The sequence below is a fragment of the Achromobacter sp. Marseille-Q0513 genome, assembly GCF_018195695.1.
GTDB lineage: Bacteria > Pseudomonadota > Gammaproteobacteria > Burkholderiales > Burkholderiaceae_B > Achromobacter.
The window spans coordinates 16,707-42,206 of record NZ_JAGTJY010000034.1; the positions used below are offsets into that span (position 1 = coordinate 16,707).

The 25,500-nt window shown below is 68.1% G+C and carries 20 protein-coding genes; 15 read left to right on the forward strand and 5 right to left on the reverse strand.

Annotated elements, in window-relative coordinates; all coding sequences use genetic code 11:
* Positions 1-169 precede the first annotated feature (169 nt).
* The 3 genes from KDH83_RS09960 to KDH83_RS09970 form a co-directional block, all read right to left on the reverse strand.
* Positions 170-2,233, reverse strand: coding sequence for a bifunctional diguanylate cyclase/phosphodiesterase (locus KDH83_RS09960; protein WP_212314970.1), 2,064 nt, complete (start codon positions 2,231-2,233; stop codon positions 170-172).
* A 575-nt stretch (positions 2,234-2,808) separates the two neighbouring features.
* Positions 2,809-3,780 carry a thymidylate synthase gene (locus KDH83_RS09965; protein ID WP_212314972.1) on the reverse strand — a complete coding sequence of 324 codons (972 nt, stop codon included), beginning with the start codon at positions 3,778-3,780 and terminating at the stop codon, positions 2,809-2,811.
* Positions 3,781-3,915: 135 nt separating this feature from the next.
* Complete coding sequence (locus tag KDH83_RS09970; protein WP_103271101.1) at positions 3,916-4,356, reverse strand: OsmC family protein; 441 nt, start codon at positions 4,354-4,356, stop codon at positions 3,916-3,918.
* A 120-nt stretch (positions 4,357-4,476) separates the two neighbouring features.
* Here KDH83_RS09970 and coq7 point away from each other — a divergent pair, with 120 nt between their 5' ends.
* The 10 genes from coq7 to KDH83_RS10020 all read left to right on the forward strand — a co-directional run bounded on the left by coq7 (position 4,477) and on the right by KDH83_RS10020 (position 17,328).
* On the forward strand, positions 4,477-5,142 hold the full coding sequence (coq7, locus tag KDH83_RS09975) for a 2-polyprenyl-3-methyl-6-methoxy-1,4-benzoquinone monooxygenase (protein WP_212314976.1): 666 nt from the start codon (positions 4,477-4,479) through the stop codon (positions 5,140-5,142).
* An 805-nt stretch (positions 5,143-5,947) separates the two neighbouring features.
* Positions 5,948-7,051 carry a glycosyltransferase gene (locus KDH83_RS09980; protein ID WP_103271099.1) on the forward strand — a complete coding sequence of 368 codons (1,104 nt, stop codon included), beginning with the start codon at positions 5,948-5,950 and terminating at the stop codon, positions 7,049-7,051.
* A 101-nt stretch (positions 7,052-7,152) separates the two neighbouring features.
* Positions 7,153-8,430, forward strand: a complete 1,278-nt coding sequence (gene tviB, locus KDH83_RS09985; protein WP_212314978.1) for a Vi polysaccharide biosynthesis UDP-N-acetylglucosamine C-6 dehydrogenase TviB — start codon at positions 7,153-7,155, stop codon at positions 8,428-8,430.
* A gap of 10 nt (positions 8,431-8,440) precedes the next feature.
* Positions 8,441-9,466 (forward strand): SDR family oxidoreductase, encoded by a 1,026-nt coding sequence (locus KDH83_RS09990; protein ID WP_212314980.1) that lies wholly within the window; start codon positions 8,441-8,443, stop codon positions 9,464-9,466.
* 1 nt (position 9,467) lies between these two features.
* The gene (locus KDH83_RS09995) at positions 9,468-10,820 is read left to right on the forward strand and encodes a lipid II flippase MurJ (protein WP_212314982.1); all 1,353 of its coding nucleotides are present in this window, start codon (positions 9,468-9,470) and stop codon (positions 10,818-10,820) included.
* Positions 10,817-11,962, forward strand: coding sequence for a glycosyltransferase family 4 protein (locus KDH83_RS10000; protein ID WP_212314983.1), 1,146 nt, complete (start codon positions 10,817-10,819; stop codon positions 11,960-11,962). Before KDH83_RS09995 ends, KDH83_RS10000 begins: the two co-directional genes overlap by 4 nt.
* 47 nt (positions 11,963-12,009) lie before the next feature.
* Positions 12,010-13,923, forward strand: a complete 1,914-nt coding sequence (asnB, locus tag KDH83_RS10005) for an asparagine synthase (glutamine-hydrolyzing) (RefSeq protein WP_212314985.1) — start codon at positions 12,010-12,012, stop codon at positions 13,921-13,923.
* 5 nt (positions 13,924-13,928) lie between these two features.
* Positions 13,929-15,044: a glycosyltransferase family 4 protein gene (locus tag KDH83_RS10010; RefSeq protein WP_212314987.1), complete on the forward strand. Its 1,116-nt coding sequence runs from the start codon at positions 13,929-13,931 to the stop codon at positions 15,042-15,044.
* Positions 15,041-16,198 carry a glycosyltransferase gene (locus KDH83_RS10015; protein WP_212314989.1) on the forward strand — a complete coding sequence of 386 codons (1,158 nt, stop codon included), beginning with the start codon at positions 15,041-15,043 and terminating at the stop codon, positions 16,196-16,198. The genes KDH83_RS10010 and KDH83_RS10015 overlap by 4 nt, the downstream gene beginning before the upstream one ends.
* Positions 16,195-17,328 (forward strand): glycosyltransferase family 4 protein, encoded by a 1,134-nt coding sequence (locus KDH83_RS10020; protein ID WP_212314991.1) that lies wholly within the window; start codon positions 16,195-16,197, stop codon positions 17,326-17,328. The genes KDH83_RS10015 and KDH83_RS10020 overlap by 4 nt, the downstream gene beginning before the upstream one ends.
* Positions 17,329-17,373: 45 nt before the next feature.
* Here KDH83_RS10020 and pgi read toward each other — a convergent pair whose 3' ends face one another.
* A complete protein-coding gene (gene pgi / locus KDH83_RS10025) occupies positions 17,374-18,933 on the reverse strand; it encodes a glucose-6-phosphate isomerase (RefSeq protein ID WP_212314993.1) in 1,560 nt (519 codons plus the stop codon).
* A 10-nt stretch (positions 18,934-18,943) separates the two neighbouring features.
* Positions 18,944-20,335: a phosphomannomutase/phosphoglucomutase gene (locus KDH83_RS10030; protein WP_212314995.1), complete on the reverse strand. Its 1,392-nt coding sequence runs from the start codon at positions 20,333-20,335 to the stop codon at positions 18,944-18,946.
* Between the two features lie 287 nt (positions 20,336-20,622).
* Here KDH83_RS10030 and KDH83_RS10035 point away from each other — a divergent pair, with 287 nt between their 5' ends.
* The 5 genes from KDH83_RS10035 to KDH83_RS10055 form a co-directional block, all read left to right on the forward strand.
* Positions 20,623-21,252 (forward strand): BPTD_3102 family carboxylase-like protein, encoded by a 630-nt coding sequence (locus tag KDH83_RS10035; protein WP_212314996.1) that lies wholly within the window; start codon positions 20,623-20,625, stop codon positions 21,250-21,252.
* 86 nt (positions 21,253-21,338) lie between these two features.
* The gene (locus KDH83_RS10040) at positions 21,339-22,754 is read left to right on the forward strand and encodes an FAD-binding oxidoreductase (protein WP_212314998.1); all 1,416 of its coding nucleotides are present in this window, start codon (positions 21,339-21,341) and stop codon (positions 22,752-22,754) included.
* A gap of 68 nt (positions 22,755-22,822) precedes the next feature.
* Complete coding sequence (locus tag KDH83_RS10045) at positions 22,823-23,536, forward strand: response regulator transcription factor (protein WP_212314999.1); 714 nt, start codon at positions 22,823-22,825, stop codon at positions 23,534-23,536.
* A gap of 61 nt (positions 23,537-23,597) precedes the next feature.
* On the forward strand, positions 23,598-24,923 hold the full coding sequence (locus KDH83_RS10050; RefSeq protein ID WP_212315000.1) for a HAMP domain-containing sensor histidine kinase: 1,326 nt from the start codon (positions 23,598-23,600) through the stop codon (positions 24,921-24,923).
* A gap of 79 nt (positions 24,924-25,002) precedes the next feature.
* Positions 25,003-25,500 (forward strand): acid phosphatase (locus tag KDH83_RS10055; RefSeq protein WP_212315001.1); only part of this gene is annotated, 498 nt, incomplete at its 3' end.

Here is a 25,500-nt window from a genome sequence, read left to right on the forward strand (position 1 = left end):
GCTCGCCCACATCAACGAGACATACCCGCAAGGCACCCCGATGAGGTGCATCCACGAGGCACACCCACCGCTCACCGCAAGCGCCCCGCAGCGGGGGGCCACTGCGGAGCCGGCTTTGCCGGTCCGCATGTGGCGCCCCTGGGGGTAGCGCCGCAGGCGCTTGGGGGGGTCAGATATTCGCGTGTTCGAGGAACTCGGTGGCAGGCATGGGCTTGCCCAGCAGGAAGCCCTGCAGCGAGTCGCAACCCAGGCCGGTCAGGAACTTCTGTTGTGCGGTGGTCTCGACGCCTTCGGCCACGATGCGCAGGTTCAGTTGCTGCGCCAGGGCGACGATGGCGGACACGATGGCCGCATCCTCGTTGTCGTTCTCCAGCTGATTCACGAAGCCGCGGTCGATCTTCAGCTCGGTGGCCGGCAGTCGCTTCAGGTACAGCAGGCTCGAATAGCCGGTGCCGAAGTCGTCGATGGAAATGGTCACGCCCAGGCCGGACAGGCGCTTGAGCACCGCCAGGCTGGCCTCGGCGTCGCGCATGGCCGTGGATTCGGTCACTTCCAGCGTCAGGCAGGACGGCGGCACGTTGTGCCGGGCGAGTGCGCCGCGCACCGTCTCGACCAGGCCGGCGTGCGCGAACTGCAGCGCCGAGATGTTGACGGCGATGGTCCAGTGGCTCTGGCCCGCGTCGATCCATTCGCGCATCTGGCGGCAGGCTTCATTGATGACCCAGTCGCCGATCGACAGGATCAGGCCGGTCTTTTCCGCCGTGGGAATGAACAGGTCCGGGCCGACCAGGCCGCGCGTGGGATGGTTCCAGCGCAACAGCGCCTCGGCGCCGATGATCGGGCCGGCCGGCGCTTCATATTTGGGCTGGTAGTGCAGCACGAACTGGCCGCGCTCCTGCGCCAGCCGCAGGTCGTGCAGCAGCTCGATCTGTTCGTGCGCGTCGGCGTTCATCGACGGCTCGAAGAAGCTGTAGCCGGTGCCGCCCAGGCGCTTGGCGTGGTACATGGCGGCGTCGGCGTTGGTCAGCAGCGCGTGGGTGTCCTCGCCGTCGTTGGGATAGATGGCGATGCCCACGCTGGATGTCACCAGCACTTCGTGGCCGTAGACCGTCACGGGCCGCGCGATGGCGTTGATCAGGCGGTCGGCCACGCTGGCGGCGTCGGTCGGCTCGCCCACTTCGCTCAGCACGATGAACTCGTCGCCGCCCAGCCGCGCCACGGTGTCCTGCGTCCGCAGGGTCTGGCGGATGCGTTGTGCGAGGTCGATGAGCAGTGCGTCGCCGGTATGGTGGCCGTAGGCGTCGTTGACCGCCTTGAAACCGTCCAGGTCGAAGAACAGCACCGCGAAATAGCCCTTGCGCCGGCTGGCGCTTTCGATGGCCTGCTCCATGCGGTCTTCGAGCAGGATGCGGTTGGGCAGCTTGGTGAGCGTGTCGTGCAGGGCCAGCTGCACCAGTTCCTCGTTGGCTTCGGCCAACGAGGATGCCAGGGCCGAGGTGCGGGCTTCCAGCCGGTTGTCCAGCACCGCCACGATCAGCGCGATGCCCAGCACGCTCAGGGTCACGGCGGTGACGGCGATGGCCAGCCAGCCGGCCGACAGGCCGCCGGTGGAGGCCAGGCAGACGCTATCGTCCGGAAAGCCCGCGGCCTGCATGCCGGTGTAGTGCATGCCGACGATGGCCAGCCCCATCGCCACCGACGCCAGCGGCCGCGAAAACGCCATGCGCGGCCCGTCGTGGCGCAGCCGGTAGGTGATCCACAGCGCCGCGCCCGACGCGGCCACGGCGATCAGGATGGACAGCGCGAACCAGCCGCCGTGATAGACGATGCCGGGCTGCATGCGCATCGCGGCCATGCCCACGTAGTGCATCGCGGCGATGCCCGCGCCCATGAGCAGGGCGCCGACCGCCAGGCGGCGTCGCGGCAGTTCGTCGCGGCACACCGTCCACAAGGCGAAGGCCGAGCAGCCGATGGCGATGGCCAGGGACAGCAGGGTCAGGGGGATGTCGTAGCCCATGTCGATGGGCAGGCTGAAGGCCAGCATGCCGACGAAATGCATGGCCCAGATGCCGATGCCCATCGCGAACGCGCCGCCCGACAGCCAGTACCGCGCCGCCGGCAGGCCGTTGGCCGCGCGCACGCGGTTCGCCATGCCCAACGCTGTATATGACGCCAGGACGGCGACCCCTAGGGATACGAGGACGAGCGAAGGGTTATATGTTCCAACGAGCATTTTTGGGGTCCTGTCCTGGGCGCATACCGCCGCCGCGCCGGCCTCAATTCACATCAATTCGTAGTCAACAGTTGCAAATAGCCCGCAGGGCAATCCTTGCTGTCGACGCTGGGGATTCACGTACTCTCTTTCTTTACTTTGGGCGGGGGGCTGCGGCCGGGCAACGAGGGCGACCGGCAAGGCCGGATGTCGCCCGGTCGCGCGGCGAGCGACGGGCACGGCGCAGCAGGGGCCGTTCGGCAGCAACGGGGCGCGTGCCATGCTGGACGCGCGTCCGGGGCTAAGGGATGGGTTATACAGAAAACGGGCTTTCAGAAGCTCACCAATCTTCACTTCGCGCGGCAGCGATGCGCTCCAGCTTCGCCGCGCTTGCGCTTACCCAAGCGCGGCGCGGTCAGCGCCACGCCATGCGACGCCGATCGGGACCCCAAGGCCATAGCCGGCCAGGAGCCCAAGCTATGGCGACAACCGTCAATTTCGCAAGGCCTCACACGACCGGGGCCGCGCGGAGCCGGCTTTGCCGGTCCGCAGCGGCGCCCCTGGGGGGAGCGCGCAGCGCTCGGGGGGGCCCCCTCCTACACAGCCATCGGCGCCGTGAGCGGTGCGTGGTGCGTATACCCTTCCAGCGTGAAGTCGCCCGGCTCGACCTTTTCCAGCCATTCCGGCTCGTAGCGGCCGGTGACGGCGAAGTCGGGGATGCGGTCGGACAGCACCAGGCGAGGGGCCTCGAAGGGCGTGCGGCTGAGCTGTTCGCGCAGCATCGGCAGGTGATTCTCGTAGATGTGCGCGTCGCCGATGAAATACGTGAACCAGCGCGGCGTGTAGCCCGTCAGCCGGCCGACCAGGTGCAGCAGCGCCGCGCCCTCGGTCAGGTTGAAGGGCGTGCCCAGGCCGACGTCGTTGGAGCGGATGTACAGGCACAGCGAGATCTCGCGCGTGCTGGCGTTCGGCAGGAACTGGTAGAGCAGGTGGCAGGGCGGCAGCGCCATTTCCTCGATCTGGGCCCAGTTCCAGCCGTGGAACAGGATGCGGCGATCGCCGGGGCGCTCGTGGATAGTGTCCAGGCACTGGCGCAGCTGGTCGACGGCCTTGTAGAGCAGCACCTTGGGGGCGCCGCCTTCGTCCAGGTCCGCGACCTTGGCGTAGCCGCGCGCCAGGGCGTCGCCGATCTGCGCCGGACGACCGGCGTCGAGCACCTTGTAGGCAGGCCACTGGCGCCACTGGACGCCGTATACCGGGCCCAGGTCGTCCGGGCCTTCGCGATAGGGGTTGGCCAGCCACTGGGCATTTTCATTGGCGTTCTGGTCCCAGACCTTGCAGCCCAGTTCGCGGAACTCGGCCGCGCTGCGCGTGGCGCGCAGGAAGCCCACCAGTTCGCCGATGGCGGACTTGAACGCCAGTTTCTTGGTGGTGACCGCCGGGAAGCCCTTTTGCAGGTCGAAGCGCAGCGAGGCCCCTGGCATGCTCAGGGTGCGTATGCCGGTCCGGTTCTCCTGCCACGCGCCGGTGTCCAGGATGGATTGAACGAGGTCCAGGTATTGTTTCATGGCGGTCCCTGGCGCCGTCCTGTCGGGCAGGGCGGCGCATGACGTCCCGCCGCGAGCGCGTCGCGGCGGGACGGTAAAAATAAACGGTGCGGAGGCTGAATTACACCATGCCGGCGGGCAGGGCCGCGGCGGGCCTCAGGCGGCCGCGGCTTCCCGGGTGTCGACGATGTCGACCGAGAAGGTCAGCTCTGCGGTCTTTTCCAGCATGGCCGAGGCCGAGCAGTATTTCTCGTGCGACAGCTGCACCGCGCGCTCGACCGCGGCGCGGGGCAGGTCGCGGCCGGTCACGGTGAAGGCGAAGTGGATGCGGGTGAAGACCTTGGGGTCGGCGTCGGCGCGTTCGGCCTGGAGCTTGACGCTGCAGCCGCTCACCGCGTGCCGGCCGCGCTTGAGGATCAGGACCACGTCGTAGGCGGTGCAGCCGCCCGTGCCGGCCAGCAGCATTTCCATGGGGCGGGGCGCCAGGTTGTGGCCGCCGCCGTCCACGGCGCCGTCCATCACGGCCACGTGGCCGCTGCCGGTGCTGGCGGTGAAGAGCATGCCCGAGGGGCCGCCCCAGTCGATCGTGCATTCCATGTGCGTGTGTCCTTGAGCTTGAGCGCAGTCAATGGCTGATGATACCCGTTGCGTACAATCCCCAGCACGAGAGTCCCGCCCCGCGTCAGGGGCGTTCGACCAGATTTCCAGGAGTTGCTCATGCCCGCTGCCACCTTCCCGTCGTTTTCGCGTCGTTCCGGCCCGCTGGACGCGCTGCTGGCCGAGGCGGACCGTGCGCTGCGGGTGCTGTCGGGCAACGCCACCGCCGGCCGGCCGAACCCGGCCAGCGCCGAAGAACTGCCCACCGCGCTGTCCGACAAGGAAAAACGCCACGCGGCGGGGCTGATGCGGGTGAACCACGTGGGCGAGGTCTGCGCCCAGGCGCTGTATCGCGGCCAGGCGTCGGTCTGCCGCGTACCCGCCGCCCGTGCCCTGTTGCTGGAAGCCGCGGCCGAAGAGGTCGATCATCTGGTCTGGTGCAATCAGCGCCTGACGGAGCTGGGCAGCCGGCCCAGTCTGTTGAATCCCGTCTGGTATGCAGGCTCCTACGCCCTGGGCGTGGTGGCCAGCTATGCCGGGGTGCCGCGCAACCTGGGTTTCATGGCCGAAACCGAGCGGCAGGTCGAAGCCCACCTGGATGGCCACCTGCAGACCTTGCCGCCGCAGGACGAGCGCTCGCGCCAGATCGTGCGCAAGATGAAGGAAGACGAGGCGCATCACCGCGCCAGCGCGGAAGCCGCGGGCGGCGTGCCTCTGCCCGCGCCCGTGCGCGGCGCCATGCGCGCCATGTCCAAGATCATGACCACGACGGCGTACTGGATCTGAGCGGTATCGGATTGCCGCCGTGCGCGGCGGCAATCCGAACGGTGTTTGTTGCAGTGCGCAAAAAATGCCGCACAATGGTGCCTGAGCACCGGTTTGGTGCAAAATTCGATCGGGGATTACCCGAAATGCACCAGGGTATGCCCGAAAGGGGTTAACCCGTTAAGCAAAAACCCGGCGTTTGGGTAGATCGTTGATTCATGCGGGTTTGCGCAGCGCCAGGCCGAACCTTGCTGCTAATTCACAACGCCCGACGCTCGCGATTCCAGGCTTAAAAATAATTCTTGCATCGCACAAAAAAGATCGGTACTATGCATCTCATCGGATGTTGAAACGCAGACGGCGCGGTGCAAACCCCGGATGCCAAGTCGAGCGAAAGCCGCTCCCAACATGCCACGGTTGTCTCCTCCACCCTCCTCCTTTGGTGGATTTAGCCCGAGATCTCACGATCTCGGGCTTTTTTTTATTTCCGCGAGATTTGTCCCTAATTTTATGGGTGAGGCTCGGCCCGACAGCAAAACGTCAGGTCGCAGCCCCTTATCGATATTCGCGTTTTCCCTTGGAGATTTCGCATGCGCCGGGGCGGAAAGCTCTACAATTACCCGATGATGATTGTGTCGCCGCAATGCCGCGGTTTCGCCGTATCCGACCGCCCTGTCGATCGGATCGGACGCGGATGGGTGGCCCGGCGCCGGGTGTTACGTTCTGTCCCGGTGATTTGCACTTCCTTATTGCTGCCATATATGAGCGTTACACCTGCCCCGGATAATGGCGGGCTTGTCTCGATAGACCAACCTGAGGTGACTCTGTGACCTGGCTGTACATCTGCGTGGTCGCGTTCATGGTGGGGGGACTCATCGTGGTGTCGGAGCGCTGGCATGGCGCATTCACCGGCGACAGCGATCTCAACAAGCCACAAGCGAACCATTCCCGCGCCACGCCGCGCGTGGGCGGGCTGGCGGTGCTGGCCGGCACACTGGCGGGCCTGCTGGTGCTGGGCCCGAGCAACATGACGCTGACCTGGCTGTGGCCGGCGCTGTTCGTGGCCGCGCTGCCCGTGTTCGTCGCGGGCCTGCTCGAAGACATCACCAAGGACATCGGCGCCAGCAAGCGCCTGCTGGCGGCGTTCGGTTCCGCCGCCATCGCCTGGTGGCTGCTGGGCGGCGTCAGTCGCGTGGGCATGGCGCCGGTCGATTATGTGTTGTCGTTCTGGCCGGTATCCCTGGTCTTCACCATGTTCGCCGTGGGCGGCTGTACCCATGCGCTGAACATCGTCGATGGCATGAACGGCCTGGCCGGCATGGTGGCCACCTTGATGGCGGTGTCCATCAGCCTGGTGGCCCTGCAAGTGGGCGACATGCCGATCTTCATGATCGCCGCCGCGCTGGCATCCGCCACGCTGGGCTTCCTGGTCTGGAACTTTCCGTTCGGCCGGGTCTTCCTGGGCGACGGCGGCGCGTACTTCCTGGGCTTCATGCTGGCCGAGCTGGCGGTGCTGCTGGTGGTGCGCAATCCCTCGGTGTCGCCGTTCTACGCCCTGGCGGTGCTGTTCTACCCCGTATTCGAAACCGGTTTCTCGATCTGGCGCCGCCGCTTCAAGCGCGGCGTGCCGGTGGACCAGCCCGACGCGCTGCACCTGCACCAGCTGGTGTTCCGCCGCCTGGTGCGCGTGACCTTCAGCCGCGGTCGCCGTCATGCGGTGCCGGCGCTGTGCAATGCGCTCGCTTCGCCCTACATGTGGGTGCTGGCCTTGATCGGTCTGGTGCCCGCCACCATCTGGTGGGACAACGCCTGGGCGCTGGGCGCGAGCCTGCTGGTATTCGCCGGCGTCTACATCTGGCTGTATGCGCGGCTGGTGTCCTGGCGCAGGCCGGGCTGGCTGCTGCTGCCTTCGGTATTGAAAACCCATTGAGGTCGCGATAGCCCCGGCGGCAGTCGCCGGGGCCGGGCCGTTCAACACACCAGTTCTTCATATTTAAGAATGCCATTGCGATCTATGGCTAAGGGAGAGTTATGTTGCGTATTCAGGATGTGAAACTCGCTGTCGTCGGCCTTGGCTATGTCGGCCTGCCGCTAGCCGTCGAGTTCGGCAAGAAGCGTTCTGTTATCGGTTTCGATATCAACACGCGCCGTATCGATGACCTGAAGGCCGGACGGGACCATACGCTGGAAGTCAGCGACGAGGAACTCGTCGAGGCCAAGCAGCTGAGCTACACCGCCGACCGCGCCGAACTGGGGCAGGCCAATGTATTCATCGTGACAGTGCCCACGCCCATCGATGAATACAAGCAGCCCGACCTGACACCACTGGTCAAGGCGAGCGAGACCATCGGCGCCGTGCTCAAGCGCGGCGACATCGTGATCTACGAATCCACCGTCTATCCGGGCGCCACCGAAGAGGATTGCGTGCCGGTGCTGGAGCGCGTGTCGGGCCTGAAGTTCAACGTGGACTTTTATGCCGGCTACAGTCCCGAGCGCATCAATCCGGGCGACAAGGAACACCGCGTCAGCACGATCAAGAAGGTCACGTCCGGTTCCACCCCAGAGGTGGCCGAATTGGTCGACCAGCTGTACAAGCAGATCATCACCGCAGGCACGCATAAGGCGTCCAGCATTCGCGTGGCCGAGGCCGCCAAGGTCATCGAAAACACCCAGCGCGACGTGAACATCGCGCTGATCAACGAACTGGCCCTGATCTTCAACAAGATGGGCATCGACACCGAGGCCGTGCTCAAGGCCGCTGGCACCAAGTGGAACTTCCTGCCGTTCCGTCCGGGCCTGGTGGGCGGCCACTGCATCGGCGTGGATCCCTATTACCTGACGCACAAGGCGCAGTCCATCGGCTACCACCCCGAGATCATCCTCGCGGGCCGTCGCCTGAACGACTCCATGGGCGGCTACGTGGTGTCGCAGCTGGTCAAGTCCATGACCAAGCGTCGCATCCATGTGCAAGGCGCGCGCGTGCTGGTGATGGGCCTGACCTTCAAGGAAAACTGCCCGGACCTGCGCAACACCCGCATCGTCGACATCGTCAAGGAACTGGGCGACTACAACGTGGACGTGGATGTGTACGACCCGTGGGTCGATCCGCAGGAAGCCGTGCATGAATACGGCATCACGCCGGTGGCCAAGCCGGAAGCCGGCAAGTACGACGCCGTGATCCTGGCCGTGGCGCATCGTCAGTTCGCCGACATGGGCGCGGCCGAGATCCGCAAGCTGGGCAAGCCCGAACACATCCTGTACGACCTGAAGTACGTGCTCTCGCCCGCCGAATCCGATCTGCGCCTGTAAGGATATCCGCATGAGCACTCGATTTGAAACCGTAGTCCAGGAACTCGCCGCGGCGCCTCGCAAGTGGCTGCTGACCGGTTGCGCTGGCTTCATTGGCTCCAATCTGCTTGAGACCCTGCTCAAGCTTGACCAGACCGTGACCGGCCTTGACAACTTTGCCACCGGTTTCCAACACAATCTGGACGAAGTCCGCGCCAGCGTGTCGCCTGAGCAATGGGCCCGCTTCACTTTCATTGAAGGCGATATCCGCGACCTGGAAACGTGCCAGCGCGCAGCGGCAGGCGCCGACTATGTACTGCATCAGGCCGCGCTGGGTTCGGTTCCTCGTTCGCTGAAGGATCCGATCACGACCAACGCCGTGAACATCGGCGGGTTTCTGAATATGCTGGTGGCCGCGCGCGATGCGCAGGTCAAGTCCTTCGTGTACGCGGCTTCCAGCTCCACCTACGGCGACCATCCCGCGCTGCCCAAGGTGGAAGAGAACATCGGCAAGCCGCTATCGCCGTACGCCGTGACCAAGTACGTCAACGAACTGTATGCGGACGTGTTCGCACGCTGCTACGGCTTCGAGACCGTCGGCCTGCGTTACTTCAACGTCTTCGGCAAGCGCCAGAATCCCAATGGCGCCTATGCGGCGGTGATCCCGAAGTGGACCTCGGCCATGATCCAGGGCGAGGATGTGACCATCAACGGCGATGGCGAGACCAGCCGCGACTTCTGCTATGTCGCCAACGCGATCCAGGCCAACCTGCTGGCCGCCGTGGCGCCGCAGGAAGGCCGCAACCAGGTCTATAACGTCGCCGTCAGTGGCCGCAGCACGCTCAATCAACTGTTCGGCTTCCTGGTGCAGACGCTGGGCCGGCAGGGCGTGGCCTACGGAAAGCAGCCCGTGTACGCGGATTTCCGCCCGGGCGATGTGCGTCACTCCCAGGCCGACGTCAGCAAGGCTGGCCGCTTGCTGGGCTATCAGCCCACGCACACGATCCTGCAGGGCCTGGAAGAGGCGATGCCCTGGTACACGCAATTCCTGCGTTGATTTGAAAGCACTCATCCGCAAACTCGGCGCTATCCACCCGGACCACCAGCGTATTTTCAAAGGCGCGTTCCGGGTGGCGGTGTTCCTGCTATTAGGCAAGGCCGCGGGCGCAGTGAAGGAAATGGCGGTGGCCTACCGCTATGGCGTCAGCGACGCGGTCGACGCCTACCAGTTCACCATGACCATGGCGACCTGGCTGCCCGTCACCATCGTGGGCGTGCTGTCGGTGGTGCTGATCCCCGTGCTGGTGCGCCTGCGCCGCGCAGACGGCGTCGAGCGGGGAGATTTCATTCGTGAATTGCAGGGCTGGGTGCTGGCCGCAGGGATCGCCCTGGCCCTGTTGACCTGGCTGGCCTGGCCGTATGCGCTGGGCTGGCTGGGGCAGGGACTGTCGTCGCAAGTGCGTGGCATGACCGGCGATCTGCTGCTGGCCTTCGCGCCGGTGTCTGCGTTGCTGCTCGTCGCCGGCATCAGCGCCGCGCGCTTGCGCGCGCACGAGCGGCACGTCAACACGTTGCTCGACAGCGTGCCCGCCGTGGCCACGCTGGCCTGGGTCATGCTGGCCGTCAGCGCCGAGGGCGTCGGGCCGTTGCTCTGGGGCACGCTGGTGGGGTACGCGATCCAGACGGTCTGGCTGGCCTGGCTGGCCGCGCGCGCCGACGCCGGTTTCTGGGGCTGGCCGCGATTCACGCTACGCTCGCCGCACTGGCCGGAGCTGATGGGCGCGGCCGGCGTGATGCTGATCGGCCAGGTGGCGATGAGCTTTGTCGGTCCGCTGGACCAGTATGCCGCCGCCAACCTCGGCGCCAATGCCAACGCGACGCTGGGCTACGCCAGCCGGCTGCTGTCCCTGATCCTGGGCATCGGCGCCGTGTCGGTGGGCCGAGCGGCGCTGCCCGTGCTGGCCGATGTGCAGAGCCGGGGAGACGGCGCGCGCGCGCGCGCCATGGCCTTGAAATGGTCGTTGTTGATGGTGCTCGCTGGCGCCGGAGCGGTCGTCCTGGGCTGGCTGTTGGCGCCCTGGGGCGTGTCGGTGCTGTTCCAGCGCGGCGCTTTCACCGCCGAAAATACGCAGGCCGTCGCGCAGGTGCTGCGCTGGGGCCTTTTGCAGCTGCCGTTCTATTTCGGCGTGCTGATCCTGGTCCAGCTGCTGGCGAGCCAGAACCGATACCGGCTCATGTCCGTCATCGCGGTCGCCAATTTTGCGCTCAAGGCCGCATTGAATGCCGTGCTGGCGCCGCGCATGGGCGCGGCCGGCATCATGCTGGCGACCAGCCTGATGTATCTGTTGTCCTTCGCCTGCTACCTGGCCGTGGCCTTGCGCCCGGTACACACCAAGGAGGCGGCTGAATGACCGATGACGCCCGCGCCATCCGCGCGCGCCGCGTGCTGCTGTTCATCCATTCGCTGCACGGCGGCGGCGCCGAGCGTGTGGCTGCCGACCTGAGCGCGCATTGGGCGCAGGCAGGCTGCGAGGTCATGATCGTGACGCAGGCCAGCGCCGAGGGCGACGTCTACGCGTTGCATCCCAAGGTGCGGCGCGCGGTGCTCAACACGGCGGGCGAAGGCGGCGGCCTGCGCGGCATCCTGAGCAATCTGCGGCGGGTGCGCGCGTTGCGCCGCGTGATCCGTGCATTTCGCCCCGATATCGTCCTGGGGATCATGGCCACGGCGTCCATGCTGGCGGTGCTGGCGTCGACCGGCCTGGGCTGCAAGGTGATCGCGACGGAGCACGCGCATCCGCCCTCGCAGGCCCTGTCGGGTTTCTGGCGGTTCTTGAGGCGGTTCACCTATCCGCGCGCCGCGCGGGTGGTCGCGTTGACGCGCGATACGGCCGCGTGGATCGAAACCCATGTTCCCGGATCCCGGCTGGCAGTGGTTCCCAACGCCGTGCACTGGCCCCTGCCTCAAGGCGAGCCGTGGCGGGATCCGATGCCTCGCCCAGGCCGCAAGCGGCTGCTGGCGGTGGGGCGGTTGCATGCGGAAAAAGGTTTTGATCGCCTGGTTGACGCGTTCGAGCGTCTCGCGCCCGTGCATCCTGACTGGGATTTGGTCATCCTGGGCGAAGGCGGGGAGCGCAGCGCGCTGGAGGCCCAGGTGGGCCGCGCGGGCCTGCGGGAACGGATCTGGCTGCCCGGCCGCGTCGGCAATGTCGGCGATTGGTATGCGAGCGCGGATTTGTATGTCTTGACCTCGCGCTTCGAAGGCCTGTCGAATACGCTGCAGGAATCCATGGCCAGCGGCCTGGCAGCCGTCTGTTTCGATTGCGACACGGGGCCGCGCGAGGTCGTGCGCGATGGCGTCGATGGCGTGCTGGTGCGGCCCAACGGCGATGTGCCTGCGTTGTGCGCGGCGCTGGACGCGGTCATGGGTGACAACGCGATGCGTGCGCGCATGGCGGCCGCCGCGACTGACGTGCGCGACCGTTTTTCGGCCACCCGAGTGTTGGCCCGCTGGGAAGAACTTTTTGACGGCGTGGCGCGGGCCGGCCGCTAGGCCGCCACGCAGCGCCGTCGCGATATGGTGACCACGAGAACCTGATCATGTGCGGAATAGTCGGAATTTGGGGCCCCTTGGCGGACAAGTCGCAGGTGCTGGCGGAAAGCTGCCGCCGCATCCGCCACCGCGGACCCGACAGCAATGGCTTCTGGGAGGACGCGGGCGCCGAGCTGGCGCTGGCGCACGTGCGCCTGGCCATCCAGGACCTGACGGAAGCCGGCCACCAGCCCATGGTGTCGGCCTGCGGACGCTATGTGATGGTCTTCAACGGCGAGATCTACAACCACCTGGACATGCGCAAGCAGCTCGAGCAGTCGGCGCTGGCGCCGTCGTGGCGCGGGCACTCCGACACCGAGACCTTGCTGGCCGGCTTTTCGGCGCTGGGCATCGAGGCCACGCTGCAGGCGGCGGTCGGCATGTTCGCCATCGCGCTGTGGGACCGCGCCTCGCGCAAGCTGGTGCTGGCGCGCGATCGCATGGGTGAAAAGCCGCTGTACTACGGCTATTCGGGCGCGGACCTGGTGTTCGCGTCGGAACTGAAGGGGCTGACGCCGGTGCCGGGATTCGGCCAGGAGCTGAACCGCAACGCGCTGGCGTCGTACATGCGGCACAACTACATCCCGGCGCCGCAATCGATCTACGCGGGCATCGCCAAGCTGCCGCCCGGTACCTGGGTCGAGTTCACCGCCGATGACACCCGCAGCCGCCGCATGCCGGAGCCGCGCGTGTACTGGTCGGCGCGCGTTGCGGCCGACACCGCCGCGCGCTCGCTGCTGTCGTTCGAGTCCGACGCGCAGGCCGTCGACGCGCTGGAGGGCGTGCTGTCCAAGGCCGTTGGCGGGCAGATGCTGTCCGACGTCAGCCTGGGCGCCTTCCTCTCGGGCGGCATCGATTCGTCCACCATTGTCGCGTTGATGCAGGCGCAGAGCGCCCAGCCCGTGCGCACCTTCGCCATCGGCTTCCACGAAAAGGGTTACGACGAGGCGCAGCACGCCAAGGCCGTCGCCACGCACCTGGGCACCGACCATACCGAGCTGTACGTCACCGCCGACGACGCGCTGGCGGTGGTGCCATCGCTGGCGGACATGTATGACGAACCCTTCGCAGATTCCTCGCAGATTCCGACGTCGCTGGTGACGAAGATGGCCCGCCAGCACGTGACCGTGGCGCTGTCCGGCGATGGCGGCGACGAGCTGTTCGGCGGCTATTCGCGCTATTTCCGCGTCAACAATTGGTGGCAGAAGTGCGAGCGCATGCCCGCTTTCCTGCGCCAGCCGGCCGGCGCCTTGTTGAGCGCGTCCACGCATCTGCCCGGCAAGGGCGCGTGGCGCGGCAAGGTCGGCAAGCTGGGCGAGTTGCTGCGCGCCGATACGCGGGGCGAGTTCTACCGCCTGTTCGTGTCCTATTGGTCCGATCCGGCCCGCGTGGTCAAGGGCGGCGTCGAGCCCGAATCCGAGTTCGCGCGCGCCATGCAGGGCTCGACCTTCGAATCCATGATGAAGCTGGACACGGTCACCTACCTGCCCGACGACATCCTGGTCAAGGTGGACCGCGCGGCGATGGCGGTCAGCCTGGAAACGCGCGTGCCGCTGATCGACCACCGCGTCTACGAGTTCGCCTGGAGCCTGCCGCATCAATACAAGGTGCGCGGCGGCACCGGCAAGTGGCTGCTGCGCCAGGTGCTGCACCGCCATGTCCCTCAAGCGCTGGTGGACCGTCCCAAGCGCGGTTTCGCCGTGCCGCTGGCAGCCTGGTTGCGCGGGCCGCTGCGTGATTGGGCCGAGGCGCTGCTGGATCCGGCGCGACTGCGCCAGGAAGGCTGGTTCGAGCCCGAACCGATTCTGCGCAAGTGGCGCGAGCATGTGTCCGGCCACCGCAACTGGGACAGCCATCTGTGGGGCGTGCTGATGATGCAGGCCTGGCTCGACCGCTATCGTGACGCCGCGCGAGGGGCATGAGGCCCATGAAGATCCTGATGCTGGTCAGCTCCATGCACGCGGGCGGCGCCGAGCGCGTCGCCGCGACGCTGGTCAATGCCTGGGCCGAGCGCGGCGACGAGGTCACGCTCACGCCCACGTACTCGTCCAAGGGCAGCTGCTTCTATCCGCTGTCGGACAAGGTGCGGCTGGCCTGGCTGGCCGATCTGGCGGGCACGCGCGCCTCGGGCGCGGCCGCCGCGTTCAAGCGTCTGCTGACGCTGCGTCGGCATGTGCGCGATACCCGGCCCGATGTGGTCGTGTCCTTCCTGACCAATGTCAACGTCGCCGCCATCCTGGCGACCCGCGGGCTGCGCGCGCCGCTGATCGTCTGCGAACGCACCAATCCCACCGTCGACACCACTACCGGACAGGTATGGCGGCGCTTGCGGCGCCTGTTGTACCCGCGCGCCGACATGGTGACCGTGCAGGCCGAGGCCACCGCCGGACCGTTCGCCAGGCAGGTGCCAGGCATCAAGCGGCTGGCGGTGATTCCCAATCCCTTGCCTGCGCCCCTGCTCGACGCGCCGCTGGTCGCGCAGCGTGACGGCGGCCCGCGCGAGCTGCTGGCGATGGGGCGGTTGGTGCCGGACAAGCAGTTCGATCTGCTGATCGACGTATATGCAGAACTGGCGCCGCGCTTTCCCGACTGGAACCTGCGCATCTGGGGCGAGGGGCCGCAACGCGCCGCGCTGGAAAGCCAGGTCGCGCGCCTGGGGTTGCAAGAGCGGATCAGCCTGCCGGGACGCACGGAGACGCCCTGGGAGGCCCTGGCGCAGGGGCAGGCCTTCGTGCTCAGTTCGGCGGTGGAAGGATTTCCGAACGTGCTGCTCGAAGCGATGGCGCTGGGCCTGCCCAGCGTGGCTTTGGACTGCCCCAGCGGTCCGCGCGAAATGACGCGCGATGGCCAGGATGCGCTGCTGGTGCCGGCAGGCGAGCGCGACGCCTTGCGCGACGCGCTGCGGCGCCTGCTGGAAGATCAGGCGCTGCGCTCGCAGCTGGGCGCGCGTGGCGCGCAGGCCGTGCGCCAGCGCTATGCCCTGGCCAGCGTGCTGTCTGAATGGGATGCGCTGTTCGACGCGGTGCGGGGAGCGCGGCCATGAGCGCCCGGCCGCTGCGCGTGCTGCACGTGATCACGGGCCTGGGGCAGGGCGGCGCCGAGTCGGTGCTGTTCCGTCTGGCCACCCATGCCGGCGAGCCGGTGGAGCATGTCGTCGTCTCCCTGACCGATGAGGGCATCTACGGCGAGCGCCTGCGCGCCGCCGGCATCGAGGTCCACGCGTTGGGCATGCCGCGCGGACGCGCCAGCCTGGGCGGGTTCCTGGCCTTGCGGCGTCTGATCGCCGGCAAGCGGCCCGATGCGGTGCAGACCTGGATGTACCACGCCGACCTGATCGGCGGCCTGGCCGCGCGCCTGGCCGGGGTGCGCGCCATTGCCTGGGGCATACGCAATTCCGGCGCGCATCTGGAACGCAGCAGCCGGTCGGCGCGGATGGTGCTGCGCGCTTGCGCCTTCCTGTCGCGCCGGGTGCCCCGCGCCATTGTGTGCGCGGCGCAGGACGCGGCCGAGCGCCATGCAGCCAAGGGCTATCGGCGCGATCGCATGACGGTGATCTCCAACGGCTATGACCTGTCGCGCTACGCGCCCGACGCGCAGGCCGGGGCGCGCATGCGGCAGCTCTGGAATGTGCCGGCGGATGCGCCGCTGATCGGCTGCGTGGCGCGCTGGGATCCGCTCAAGGACCACGCCAACCTGCTGCGCGCGGTTGCCGCGCTGGTGCGCGACGGCCGCGACGCGGGCCTGCGCTGCGTGCTGGTGGGTCGCGGCATGACCGGCGAGAACGCCGAGCTGGCCGCCTTGATCGAGCGTCTGGGCCTGGCCGAGCGCATCGTGCTGGCCGGCCCCAGCGACGACGTGCCGGCGGTGATGAACGGCCTGGACGTGCATGTGCTGTCCAGTTGCGCGGAAGGCTTTCCCAACGTGGTGGCCGAAGCCATGGCCTGCTCCGCCTATTGCGTGGTGACGGACGTGGGCGACGCCGCCTTCATCGTCGGCGAGACGGGCATCGTGGTGCCGCCCGAGCAGCCCGAAGCCCTGGCGCGCGGCATCGAGGCCGGGCTGGGCGAGGTGGCCGCGCGCGGTGGACGTCGGGCTGGCGAGGCGGGCAGGGCGCGCGTGTTGGCCAATTTCAGCCTGGCGCGCATGGTCGAGCAATACATCGCGGTGTGGCGCCGCATTTCTGGAGATCGTGCATGAGCGCCGGACGCCGCTTGCTGTTCGTGGTCAACAATCCGGCTTTCTTCATGTCGCATCGCCTGCCCGTGGCCCTGGCCGCGCAGCGCGCGGGCTATGACGTGCACGTGGCCACCATGGACGGGCCGGCCGTGGCCGATATCCTGGCCCTGGGCATGACGCACCACGCCATTCCCATGACGCGCAGCGGCAAGCATCCGCTGCAGGAGCTGGGTACCTTGCTGGCGCTGATCCGCCTGTTCCGCCGTCTGCGGCCGCAGGTGGTGCACCTCGTGACGATCAAGCCGGTGCTGTATGGCGGCATCGCCGCGCGCCTCGCCCGGGTGCCGGCCATGGTCGCGGCGATTTCCGGCCTGGGGTTCGTGTTCCTGTCGAACTCGTTGAAGATGCGGCTCGTGCGCGCCGTGGTGGCGCGCCTGTACCGCATCGCACTGGGGCACGGCAACAGCCGGGTGATTTTCCAGAATGCCAGCGACCGGGACCTATTGAAGTCCCTGGGCGCCGTGCGCGACGAACAGGTCGTGATGATCCGCGGGGCCGGGGTCGATCTGGCCGAGTACCGGGCATTGCCCGAGCCGCCCGAGCCGCCCGTCGTCGTCACCATGGTGGCGCGCCTGCTGCGCGACAAGGGCGTGAATGAATTCGTGGAAGCGGCGCGGCTGCTGCGCGCGCGCGGCGTGCCTGTGTCCATGCGCCTGGTGGGCGGCGTGGACGCGGGCAATCCCGCCTCGGCGACCCAGCAGGATGTCGAGGCATGGCAGACGGAGGGGTGTGTGCAGGCCCTGGGCGAACGCAGCGATGTGCCGGGGCTCTACGCCGCCTCGCATATCGCGGTGCTGCCTTCCTATCGCGAGGGGCTGCCGAAGTCGCTGATCGAGGCGGCGGCCTGCGGACGGGCCGTGGTCACGACCGACGTGCCCGGCTGCCGCGATGCGATCGAGCCGGACAAGACCGGCCTGCTGGTGCCCGTGCGTGACGCCGGCGCGCTGGCGGACGCCATCACCCGGCTGGCGGCCGATCCGGCGCTGCGCCGCGCGATGGGCGCCGCGGGTCGGGCCCTGGCCGAGCGTGAATTCAATATCGAGCGCGTGGCGCGCATCCACGTCGATCTGTACGACGCCTTGAGCGCTTGATGGCAAGCCGGGCGCGCAGCGCGCCCGGTTGCGGCTCGGGGCGGATCAGGAATGCCGCGCGATCGCGTCGATCCAGTAGCGGGTGGAGGGGTCCTGCTGCTCGGCCTGGGGCGAGGGCGCGTCCAGTTCGCGGATGATGCCGCGCGCCAGCGCCTTGCCGAATTCCACGCCCCATTGGTCGAAGGGGTTGATGCCCCAGATCACGCCCTGTGAGAACACCTTGTGCTCGTAAAGCGCCAGCAGCGCCCCCAGCGTATAGGCTTCCAGGCGCGGCAGCACGATCAGCGAGGACGGCCGGCCGCCGGGATGCACCAGGTGCATCGCCAGGATGCGGGCGCGGTCGGGGTCGCTTTCCTTGGCCGAGGTCTCGGCCAGCGCTTCCTCGAAGGTCTTGCCGCGCAGCAGCGCCGAGCGCTGCGCCAGGCAGTTGGCGATCAGCAGCTCGTGATTGCGCGCATAGGCGTGGTCCGGCTGCTCGCACAGGATGAAATCCACCGGCGCGCCGGCGGCGTCCTGGTGCAGCCATTGGAAGAACGTATGCTGGCAGTCCGTGCCCGGCATGCCCCAGACGGCAGGCCCCGTCGGCATGCCAACGGGACTGCCGTCGGCCGTGGCGACCTTGCCCAGTGATTCCATTTCCAGCTGCTGCGCCCAGGGCACCAGATGATGCAGGCGCGAGTCGTAGGGCGAGATGACCAGCGAGTCATAGCCCAGCACGTTGCGGTTCACCACGCCGGCGAGCGCCAGCTGCAGTGGCGCGTTTTCGGCGGCGGGCGCGTTGCGGAAATGTTCGTCCATGGCGGCGGCGCCGGCCAGCAGCTGGTCGAAGGTGTCATTGCCCAGCGCCAGCGCCACAGGCAGGCCGATGGCGGACCACAGTGAATAGCGGCCGCCCACCCAGTCCCAGATCTGGAAGATATGATCGGGAGAAATGCCCAGGTTCAACGCCGCCTCGACGTTGGCGGTGATGGCCACGATCTGCTTGATGGGATCTGCCACGCCCGCGTCCCGCAGCCAGTTCATGGCGACTTCGGCATTGGCCAGCGGTTCGGTGGTGGTGAAGGACTTGGAGGCGACGATCACCAGCGTATCGTGCGGGTCCAGCCGGCTCATCGCGTCGGCGACGGAGTGCGAATCCACGTTCGAGGCGAAGCGCACGTCGCGCCGTGCACCGCTGTGGCGCAGCGCCCGCGTGATCAGCCGAGGCCCCCAATCGCTGCCGCCGATGCCCAGGTGCAGCACGCTGGAATAGCGGCCGGCGGCGTCGGCGTCGCGCACGAATTGGCGCACGCGTTCGCGTTCGGACTGCACGGCGTGCGCGACCATCGCGGGGGGAACGCCGGCGCGCAGCGCCGTATGCCAGGCGGGGCGTCGCTCGGTCCAGTTGGCGTTGCCCCCGTCGAACAGCCGTGCGCGCGCCGCTTCGAAGTCCTGCTGCTGCAGCAGGGCGGCAGCCGCCAGTTCCAGCTCGGGAGATTGGGCCTGGCCGCTGAGGTCCAGTCGCAATCCGGGAGCATCGATGATACGCAGTCGCTCTCCGCGGCGCGAGGCGCTGCGGGCGGCTGTGGCGAAGGTCTTCCAGGCGGGGCTGTCGGGCAGGGACATGGGGCTGATTCTAGAATGGCAGGACGGCTTCTGGCGCCAGTTTGGCCAGTTCGCGTCGGAAATCGGCTTGGATGCGGGCCAGCGCCTCGGCGCTCTGCGCCTCGAAACGCAGCACCACCACCGGCGTGGTGTTCGACGGACGCGCCAGCCCGAAGCCATCCGGGTATTCGGCGCGCACGCCGTCGATGGTGACCACCCGGCTCGCGCCGGGGAACTGGCCGTGGTCCTGCAATGCGCGTACCAGCGCGAAGGGCTGGCCTTCCTCCATCTCCAGCTTCAGTTCAGGCGTGGACACGTCTTGCGGCAGGGCTTCGAGCGGCGCGCAGGCATCGGCGTGGCGCGACACGATTTCCAGCAGGCGGGCGCCGGTGTACAGGCCGTCGTCGAAGCCGTACCAGCGCTCCTTGAAGAAGATGTGGCCGCTCATCTCGCCTGCCAGCGGCGCGCCGGTTTCCGCGAGCTTGGCCTTGACCAGGGAATGGCCGGTCTTCCACATCATCGGCTGGCCGCCGGCGGCCTGTACCGACAAGCCCACGTGCCGGCTGCATTTCACGTCGTAGATGATGGTGGCGCCGGGATTGCGGTCCAGCACGTCGCGCGCGAACAGCACCAGCTGGCGGTCGGGCCAGATGATCTGGCCGGATTTCGTGACCACGCCCAGCCGGTCGCCGTCGCCGTCGAAGGCCAGGCCCAGCTCACAGTCGGTATTGGCCACGCAGTCGATCAGGTCGCGCAGGTTCTTGGGTTCGGCGGGATCGGGATGATGGTTGGGAAAGGTGCCGTCCACCTCGCAGAACAGCTCGGTCACTTCGCAGCCGAGCGCGCGGAACAGCTGCGGCGCCACGGCGCCGGCCACGCCGTTGCCGCAGTCGATGGCGATCTTCATGGGGCGGGCGAGCTTCACGCCGCTGGCCACGCGCGCGATGTAGGCCTGCACCAGGTCCAGTTGCCGGCGCGTGCCGGGATGCGTGGCGACGGGCGCCGCGCCGCCGTTCATGGCGCGCGCGAGTTCCTGCACGTCCTCGCCATACAGGGCGCGGCCGCCCATCATCATCTTGAAGCCGTTGTATTTGGGCGGGTTGTGGCTGCCGGTGATGGCCACCCCGGAACCGGTCTGCATGGTGTGCGCCGCGAAATACACCAGCGGCGTGGGCACCTGGCCGATATCGAGCGTATCGACGCCCTGTTCCAGCATGCCCTCCTGCAGCGCCGTCGACAGCATTTCGCTGCTGAGCCGGCCGTCGCGGCCCACGACCAGCGTCTGGATGCCGGCCTCGCGGGCACGCACCGCCAGCGCCGCGCCCAGCGCACGGGCAAAGCCGGCGTCGATCAGGTCGGGTACGGTGCCGCGGATGTCGTAGGCCTTGAATACCGAAGCGGGGAATGGCGTGGTGGCGCCCATACGGGATCCTTTGGCGGCGAAAAGGCTAGGGGAAATCCCTGGCTTGGAGGCCGCAAAATCAATAGGGTGTGCAAAAACCGATTATCGCGCAATTGTGGCGCGGTCTCTCGCACAGGCCGCGTGCACGGCGGGTTGTGGCCTGGAACGCCGAGCCGGGCAGGTGGAATCAGTCTGGTTTCGGGCCTCGTCCGACGACGCCGTCGGACTGCGCCGCAGAGCGCCGTGCCGATGCCCGTCATCCGAAGGTGATACGCTTGCCATGCAAGCAGAAAGACCGGGAGGGGCCTATGGCTGCAAAAGTTTCCACAGTCATATCTTCGGGCGGCGCCAGGAACCGGCGCGGCCCACCCACGGACCACGCCGGACCCGCGGCCGGACGCGAGCGCCGGCTGGACATCCATGTCGTGGTGCCGCCGGGCGGCGAGCCCCTGACGGGCCGCGCCTGGGAGCGCAGCGTGTGGCGCGAGGCGCGCGTGCTGATTGCCGAATGCCCGGCGCCGCATCTGCCCGCGTCGGTGGAAAGCGCGCTGCGGGCGGTGGCCGCCAGCGTGGCGCGCGACCGTGGCTGGCAGGGCATGGGCACCGTGGCGTTTTCGCTGGACGACCGCAGCGGCGTGTTCCGGGTGCTGTGCGCCCAGGCCACGCCCCTGTCGGGCGCGGCGGTGGCCGATTGCGAACCTGTCGCGGCGCATGCGCTCGAACTGCGCATCGACGGCGGCGGGGACCGCCATGCGCCGTGCACGCGCCTGCTGGTGTGCGGCGTGACGCGCGGAGACGCCCTGCGGCGCGCGTATCGGGCCCTGTCGGAAATGCCCGGCCCTGTCGCGGTGGACAGGGGGTTTCTGATGAATCTCATCGCTTCGCGGGCCTTCTGCTCGGGCCTGACCGGCACGCGGCTGGACCAGGCGGTAGGCTAGAGGCCGAGCCCGCCCCTACAATATCCGCATGTCTTCCGAACCGCGCCTGGACCCCGTGCCAGGCGCTCGACCTTGCGCGGCGCCCCATGACCCTGCTCAGCGAACTGCAGTCCCTGCTTGGACCCTCCCACGTGCTGACCGGCGCCGATGCCGACGGCTATGTGCAGGACTGGCGCCGCCGCTATCGCGGCGCGGCGCTGGCGGCGGTACGCCCCGGCAGCACGGATGAGGTGGCTGCCGTGGTCCGGCTGTGCCTGCGCCACGGCGTTCCAGTGGTGCCCCAGGGCGGCAACACCGGGCTGTGCGGCGGCGCCACGCCTGACGCATCGGGATCGGCGGTCGTGCTGTCCACCGCCAGGCTGAACCGCGTGCGGGCGCTGGATACCGACAACGACACCATCACCGTCGAGGCCGGTTGCGTGCTGCAGGCCGTCCAGGAAGCGGCGGCGGCGGCGGGCCGGCTGTTTCCGCTCAGTCTCGCGGCCGAGGGCAGCTGTACCATCGGCGGCAACCTGGCCACGAACGCCGGCGGCACGCAGGTGCTGCGCTATGGCAATACGCGGGATCTTGCGCTGGGGCTGGAGGTCGTCACCGCCGACGGCGAGGTCTGGAACGGCCTGCGCGGCCTGCGCAAGGACAATACCGGCTACGACCTGCGCGACCTGTATATCGGCAGCGAAGGCACACTGGGCATCATCACCGCCGCTACGCTGAAGCTGTATCCGCGCCCGGTGGCATCCTGCACGGCGCTGCTCACGCTGAGCGGCATCGATGACGCGGTGGAGCTGCTGTCGCGCGCCCGAGCCGGCTTCGGCGCATCGCTGATCGGCTTCGAGCTGATGAGCGGCGCCTGCCTGCAGGCCGTGGTGCGCCTGTTTCCGCAGCAGCGCCTGCCTTTCGAAGGGGATTCCGCCGCCGCGCCCTGGTTCGCGCTGCTGGAGCTGTCCGACAGCGAAAGCGAGCAGCATGCGCGCGAGCGTTTCGAAGCGGTGCTGGGCGCAGCCATCGAGGCTGGACTGGTCAGCGACGCGGCCATCGCCGCCAACGTGGCCCAGAGCAAGGCGCTCTGGCATCTGCGCGAGAGCATCCCGCTGGCCGAGGCCGAGCTGGGTAAATCCGTCAAGCACGATGTCTCGATCCCGATTTCCGCCATCGCCGGCTTTGTGGACAAGACCAACGCGCTGCTGCAGGCGCGCTTTCCCGGAGTGAGGCACGTGATCTTCGGCCATCTGGGCGACGGCAATCTGCATTACAACGTGGCCAATGCGGCCGGGCAGACCGAGGCCGAGCTGCTGGCGCTGCAGGGCGAGATCTATGGCGTGGTGCATGACAGCGTCCACGCGCATGCGGGCTCCATCAGCGCCGAGCATGGGGTGGGACAGCTCAAGCGCGACGAACTGCCGCGCTACAAGAGCGCGGTCGAACTCGGGCTGATGCGCCGCATCAAGCGCGCCCTGGATCCGCAAGGCCTGATGAACCCGGGCAAGGTCCTGCAGGACTAGGGCCGGACTGTCGGGCAAATACAAACTCCAAGGCCGGATGTTCCGGCGGAATTGACCAGGAGGACGGCATGGCGGCAGGTCCCGCAGCGGGGGCGAACCATCGGGTGCTGATCGTCGAGGACGACAGCATCATCGCAGGCAACCTGTACACCTTTCTGGAGGCGCGCGGCTTTTTGCCCGATGCCGCCTACAGCGGGCCGGCCGCGCTCAAGCGCCTGGGCGAGCAGCGCTTCGACGCGGTCATCCTGGACATCGGCCTGCCCGGCATGGACGGCAACGCGGTGCTGCACACCCTGCGGACCGAACTGCGCCAGGCCGTGCCGGTGCTGGTGCTGACGGCGCGCGACAGCCTGGAGGACAAGCTGGCCGGCTTTTCGCACGGCGCCGATGACTACCTGACCAAGCCCTTCGCGCTGCTCGAGGTCGAGGCGCGCCTGCTGGCGCTGATCCAGCGCGCCCGGGGCAACACCGTGAACACGCTGCGGGAGTTCGGGACATTGCGATACGACACGCGCAGCCGCGAAGTGTCCGTCGGCGGCGTGCCGGTGCACCTGACCCGCAAGGCGGCCGTCATCATGGAAGTGCTGTTGCGCGATCCGGGCCGCGTCGTCTCGCGCGAGGAACTGGAATCCGCGCTGTGGGGCGGCGAGCCGCCGTCCGCGGATGCCCTGCGCAGCCAGGTCCATCTGCTGCGCCGCGCCCTGGCGGATGCGGGCTTCGACGGCATCCAGACCATGCACGGAACGGGCTGGCGCCTGGTTCTGCCGGGAGAAGACGCGTGAACGCCGTGGGCGGCCAAGGCCGGGCGCCGATCGCCGGGCGGCCGTTGCCGGAGGAGCGGCGATGAGCCGGGGCGGCAGCGGCACGCTGACCCAGCGCGTGGTGTGGGCCCTGACCGGCACGGTCGCGCTGTTCGTGACGGCCCTGGCCTTGCTGGCCTACCTGACGTTCGACCAGATGGAAGACGATCTGGTCAACGACATCCTCAATACCGAGATGGACAGGCTGGTGCAGCATGCGCGCGTCAGCGACGAATTCCTGCCGCGGCGCGGACCGCGCGTGCTGGGCGGCTCCATGCGCGCCTGGCTGCAATCGGACGGCCAGGCGCCGGTTGGCATTCCCAAGGAACTCCTGGGCCTGGACAATGGCCTGCACCTGATCGAACCCGGGCCCTATACCTGGCATGTGATGGTGGCCGACACCGGCGGCGGCAAGGTCTACCTGCTCTACGATGCGACCGAAAACGAGGAGCGGGTGCATGATTTTGGCCTGATCGTGCTGGGCGTGGGGGCGATCTGCGTGGTCGGCGCCTATGCGCTGTCGCGGCGGGTGGCCGCCGTCGCGGCCGGGCCGCTGCTCGACCTGACCGACCGGCTGTCGACCTGGGCGCCCGGATCTCCGGACCTGGCCGTGACGCGTGACGACGAGGCGGGCAGGCTGATCGAAGCATTCAATCGCATGCAGAACCAGGTGGACCGGTCGATCGCGCGCGAGCGCGAGTTCGCGGGCAACCTGAGCCACGAAGTCCGCACGCCCCTGGCCGCCATCCGTTCCGACAGCGAACTGATGTTGCTGACGCAGGTCCTGACGCCCGACCAGCGGCAGCGCCTGGCGCGCATCGTGGACAACGTCGACGATGTGGTCGTCTGCCTGGAAAGCGCCCGCGCCATGGCGCGCGACCAGCTGCGGCCGCCCGAACCCGTGGATCTGGCGCAGTGCATGGCCGATGCCTGGCGCGGCCACGAGGCGCAGGCCGATTTAGCGGACCTGTGGCTGGACAACCGGATCCCCGAAGGGCAGGTATTGATCCTGGACCGCTATGCCCTGCTGACCGTGCTGCGCAACCTGGTGCGCAATGCCATCGAACATGCCGCGCCGGCCACGTTGACGGCCAGCCTGACCGGGGATGGCGCGTTGGCGCTGCGTGACGACGGCAAGGGCATCGACGCGGACGACCTGCCTTTTCTCTTCCGTCGCTATTTCAGCGGGCGGTTGCGGGACGCCGGCGGCCAGGGGCGGGATGAAACCGCCCATGGACTGGGCCTGGCGATCGCCAAGCGCGTTTGCGACATGCAGGGCTGGATGCTGGCGGTGGAATCGTCCAGGACGGGGCCGGAGCGCGGCACCTGCTTCCTGCTGCGTTTCAAGGACGAACCGGCACGGGTGTGATGCGAATTTCACGATTCTTCGACTGCGGCCTGCCTACACTGCACGGTTAATTCCATTTGCGCCTAGCCGCACTCCCGTCATGCCGCCTCTACCCACGCCCGGACCGCGCGGGCCGTCCAGAACGGCCTATTTGTTGACGCATGTGCTGGGCGTGCCGCTGCTGCTGGCCTGCCTGGCGTGGTGGATCAATGCGTCCGGGCTGGATATGACGATCGCCCGGACCCTGTTCGACCCGGCGATCGACGATTTCCCCCTGCATACCTCGCGCTGGCTGGAGCTTATCGGCCACCGCATGGTGCTGGCCCTGCCCGTCGGCGTGGGCCTGGCCGCGGTGGGCGTGGCGCTGGTCGCCTCCAGGGTGCCGGCCTGGAAGCCGGCGCGCGGGGTCGCCCTGGCCGTGGCGGCGACCTGCCTGCTGGGCCAGCTGGCGGTGAGCCAGCTCAAGCATTACACGACGCTGCCGCGTCCCTACGACCTGGAGACGCTGGGCGGCTATACGCCTTATCCGCTGCACTGGTGGACCTGGGTGCGAGCCCGGGCGGGCGGCGCGCTGCCTAGCGGGCATGCCGGCGCGGGC

Coding starts and splice junctions, on each gene's coding strand:
- KDH83_RS10040 (WP_212314998.1), top strand. CDS start 21,339: ATGACCCTGCTCAGCGAACTGCAGTCCCTGCTTGGACCCTCCCACGTG.
- asnB (WP_212314985.1), top strand. CDS start 12,010: ATGTGCGGAATAGTCGGAATTTGGGGCCCCTTGGCGGACAAGTCGCAG.
- KDH83_RS09960 (WP_212314970.1), bottom strand. CDS start 2,233: ATGCTCGTTGGAACATATAACCCTTCGCTCGTCCTCGTATCCCTAGGG.
- KDH83_RS10045 (WP_212314999.1), top strand. CDS start 22,823: ATGGCGGCAGGTCCCGCAGCGGGGGCGAACCATCGGGTGCTGATCGTC.
- KDH83_RS09970 (WP_103271101.1), bottom strand. CDS start 4,356: ATGGAATGCACGATCGACTGGGGCGGCCCCTCGGGCATGCTCTTCACC.
- pgi (WP_212314993.1), bottom strand. CDS start 18,933: ATGTCCCTGCCCGACAGCCCCGCCTGGAAGACCTTCGCCACAGCCGCC.
- KDH83_RS10030 (WP_212314995.1), bottom strand. CDS start 20,335: ATGGGCGCCACCACGCCATTCCCCGCTTCGGTATTCAAGGCCTACGAC.
- KDH83_RS10015 (WP_212314989.1), top strand. CDS start 15,041: ATGAGCGCCCGGCCGCTGCGCGTGCTGCACGTGATCACGGGCCTGGGG.
- KDH83_RS10035 (WP_212314996.1), top strand. CDS start 20,623: ATGGCTGCAAAAGTTTCCACAGTCATATCTTCGGGCGGCGCCAGGAAC.
- KDH83_RS09965 (WP_212314972.1), bottom strand. CDS start 3,780: ATGAAACAATACCTGGACCTCGTTCAATCCATCCTGGACACCGGCGCG.
- KDH83_RS10000 (WP_212314983.1), top strand. CDS start 10,817: ATGACCGATGACGCCCGCGCCATCCGCGCGCGCCGCGTGCTGCTGTTC.
- tviB (WP_212314978.1), top strand. CDS start 7,153: ATGTTGCGTATTCAGGATGTGAAACTCGCTGTCGTCGGCCTTGGCTAT.
- KDH83_RS10020 (WP_212314991.1), top strand. CDS start 16,195: ATGAGCGCCGGACGCCGCTTGCTGTTCGTGGTCAACAATCCGGCTTTC.
- coq7 (WP_212314976.1), top strand. CDS start 4,477: ATGCCCGCTGCCACCTTCCCGTCGTTTTCGCGTCGTTCCGGCCCGCTG.
- KDH83_RS10050 (WP_212315000.1), top strand. CDS start 23,598: ATGAGCCGGGGCGGCAGCGGCACGCTGACCCAGCGCGTGGTGTGGGCC.
- KDH83_RS09990 (WP_212314980.1), top strand. CDS start 8,441: ATGAGCACTCGATTTGAAACCGTAGTCCAGGAACTCGCCGCGGCGCCT.
- KDH83_RS10010 (WP_212314987.1), top strand. CDS start 13,929: ATGAAGATCCTGATGCTGGTCAGCTCCATGCACGCGGGCGGCGCCGAG.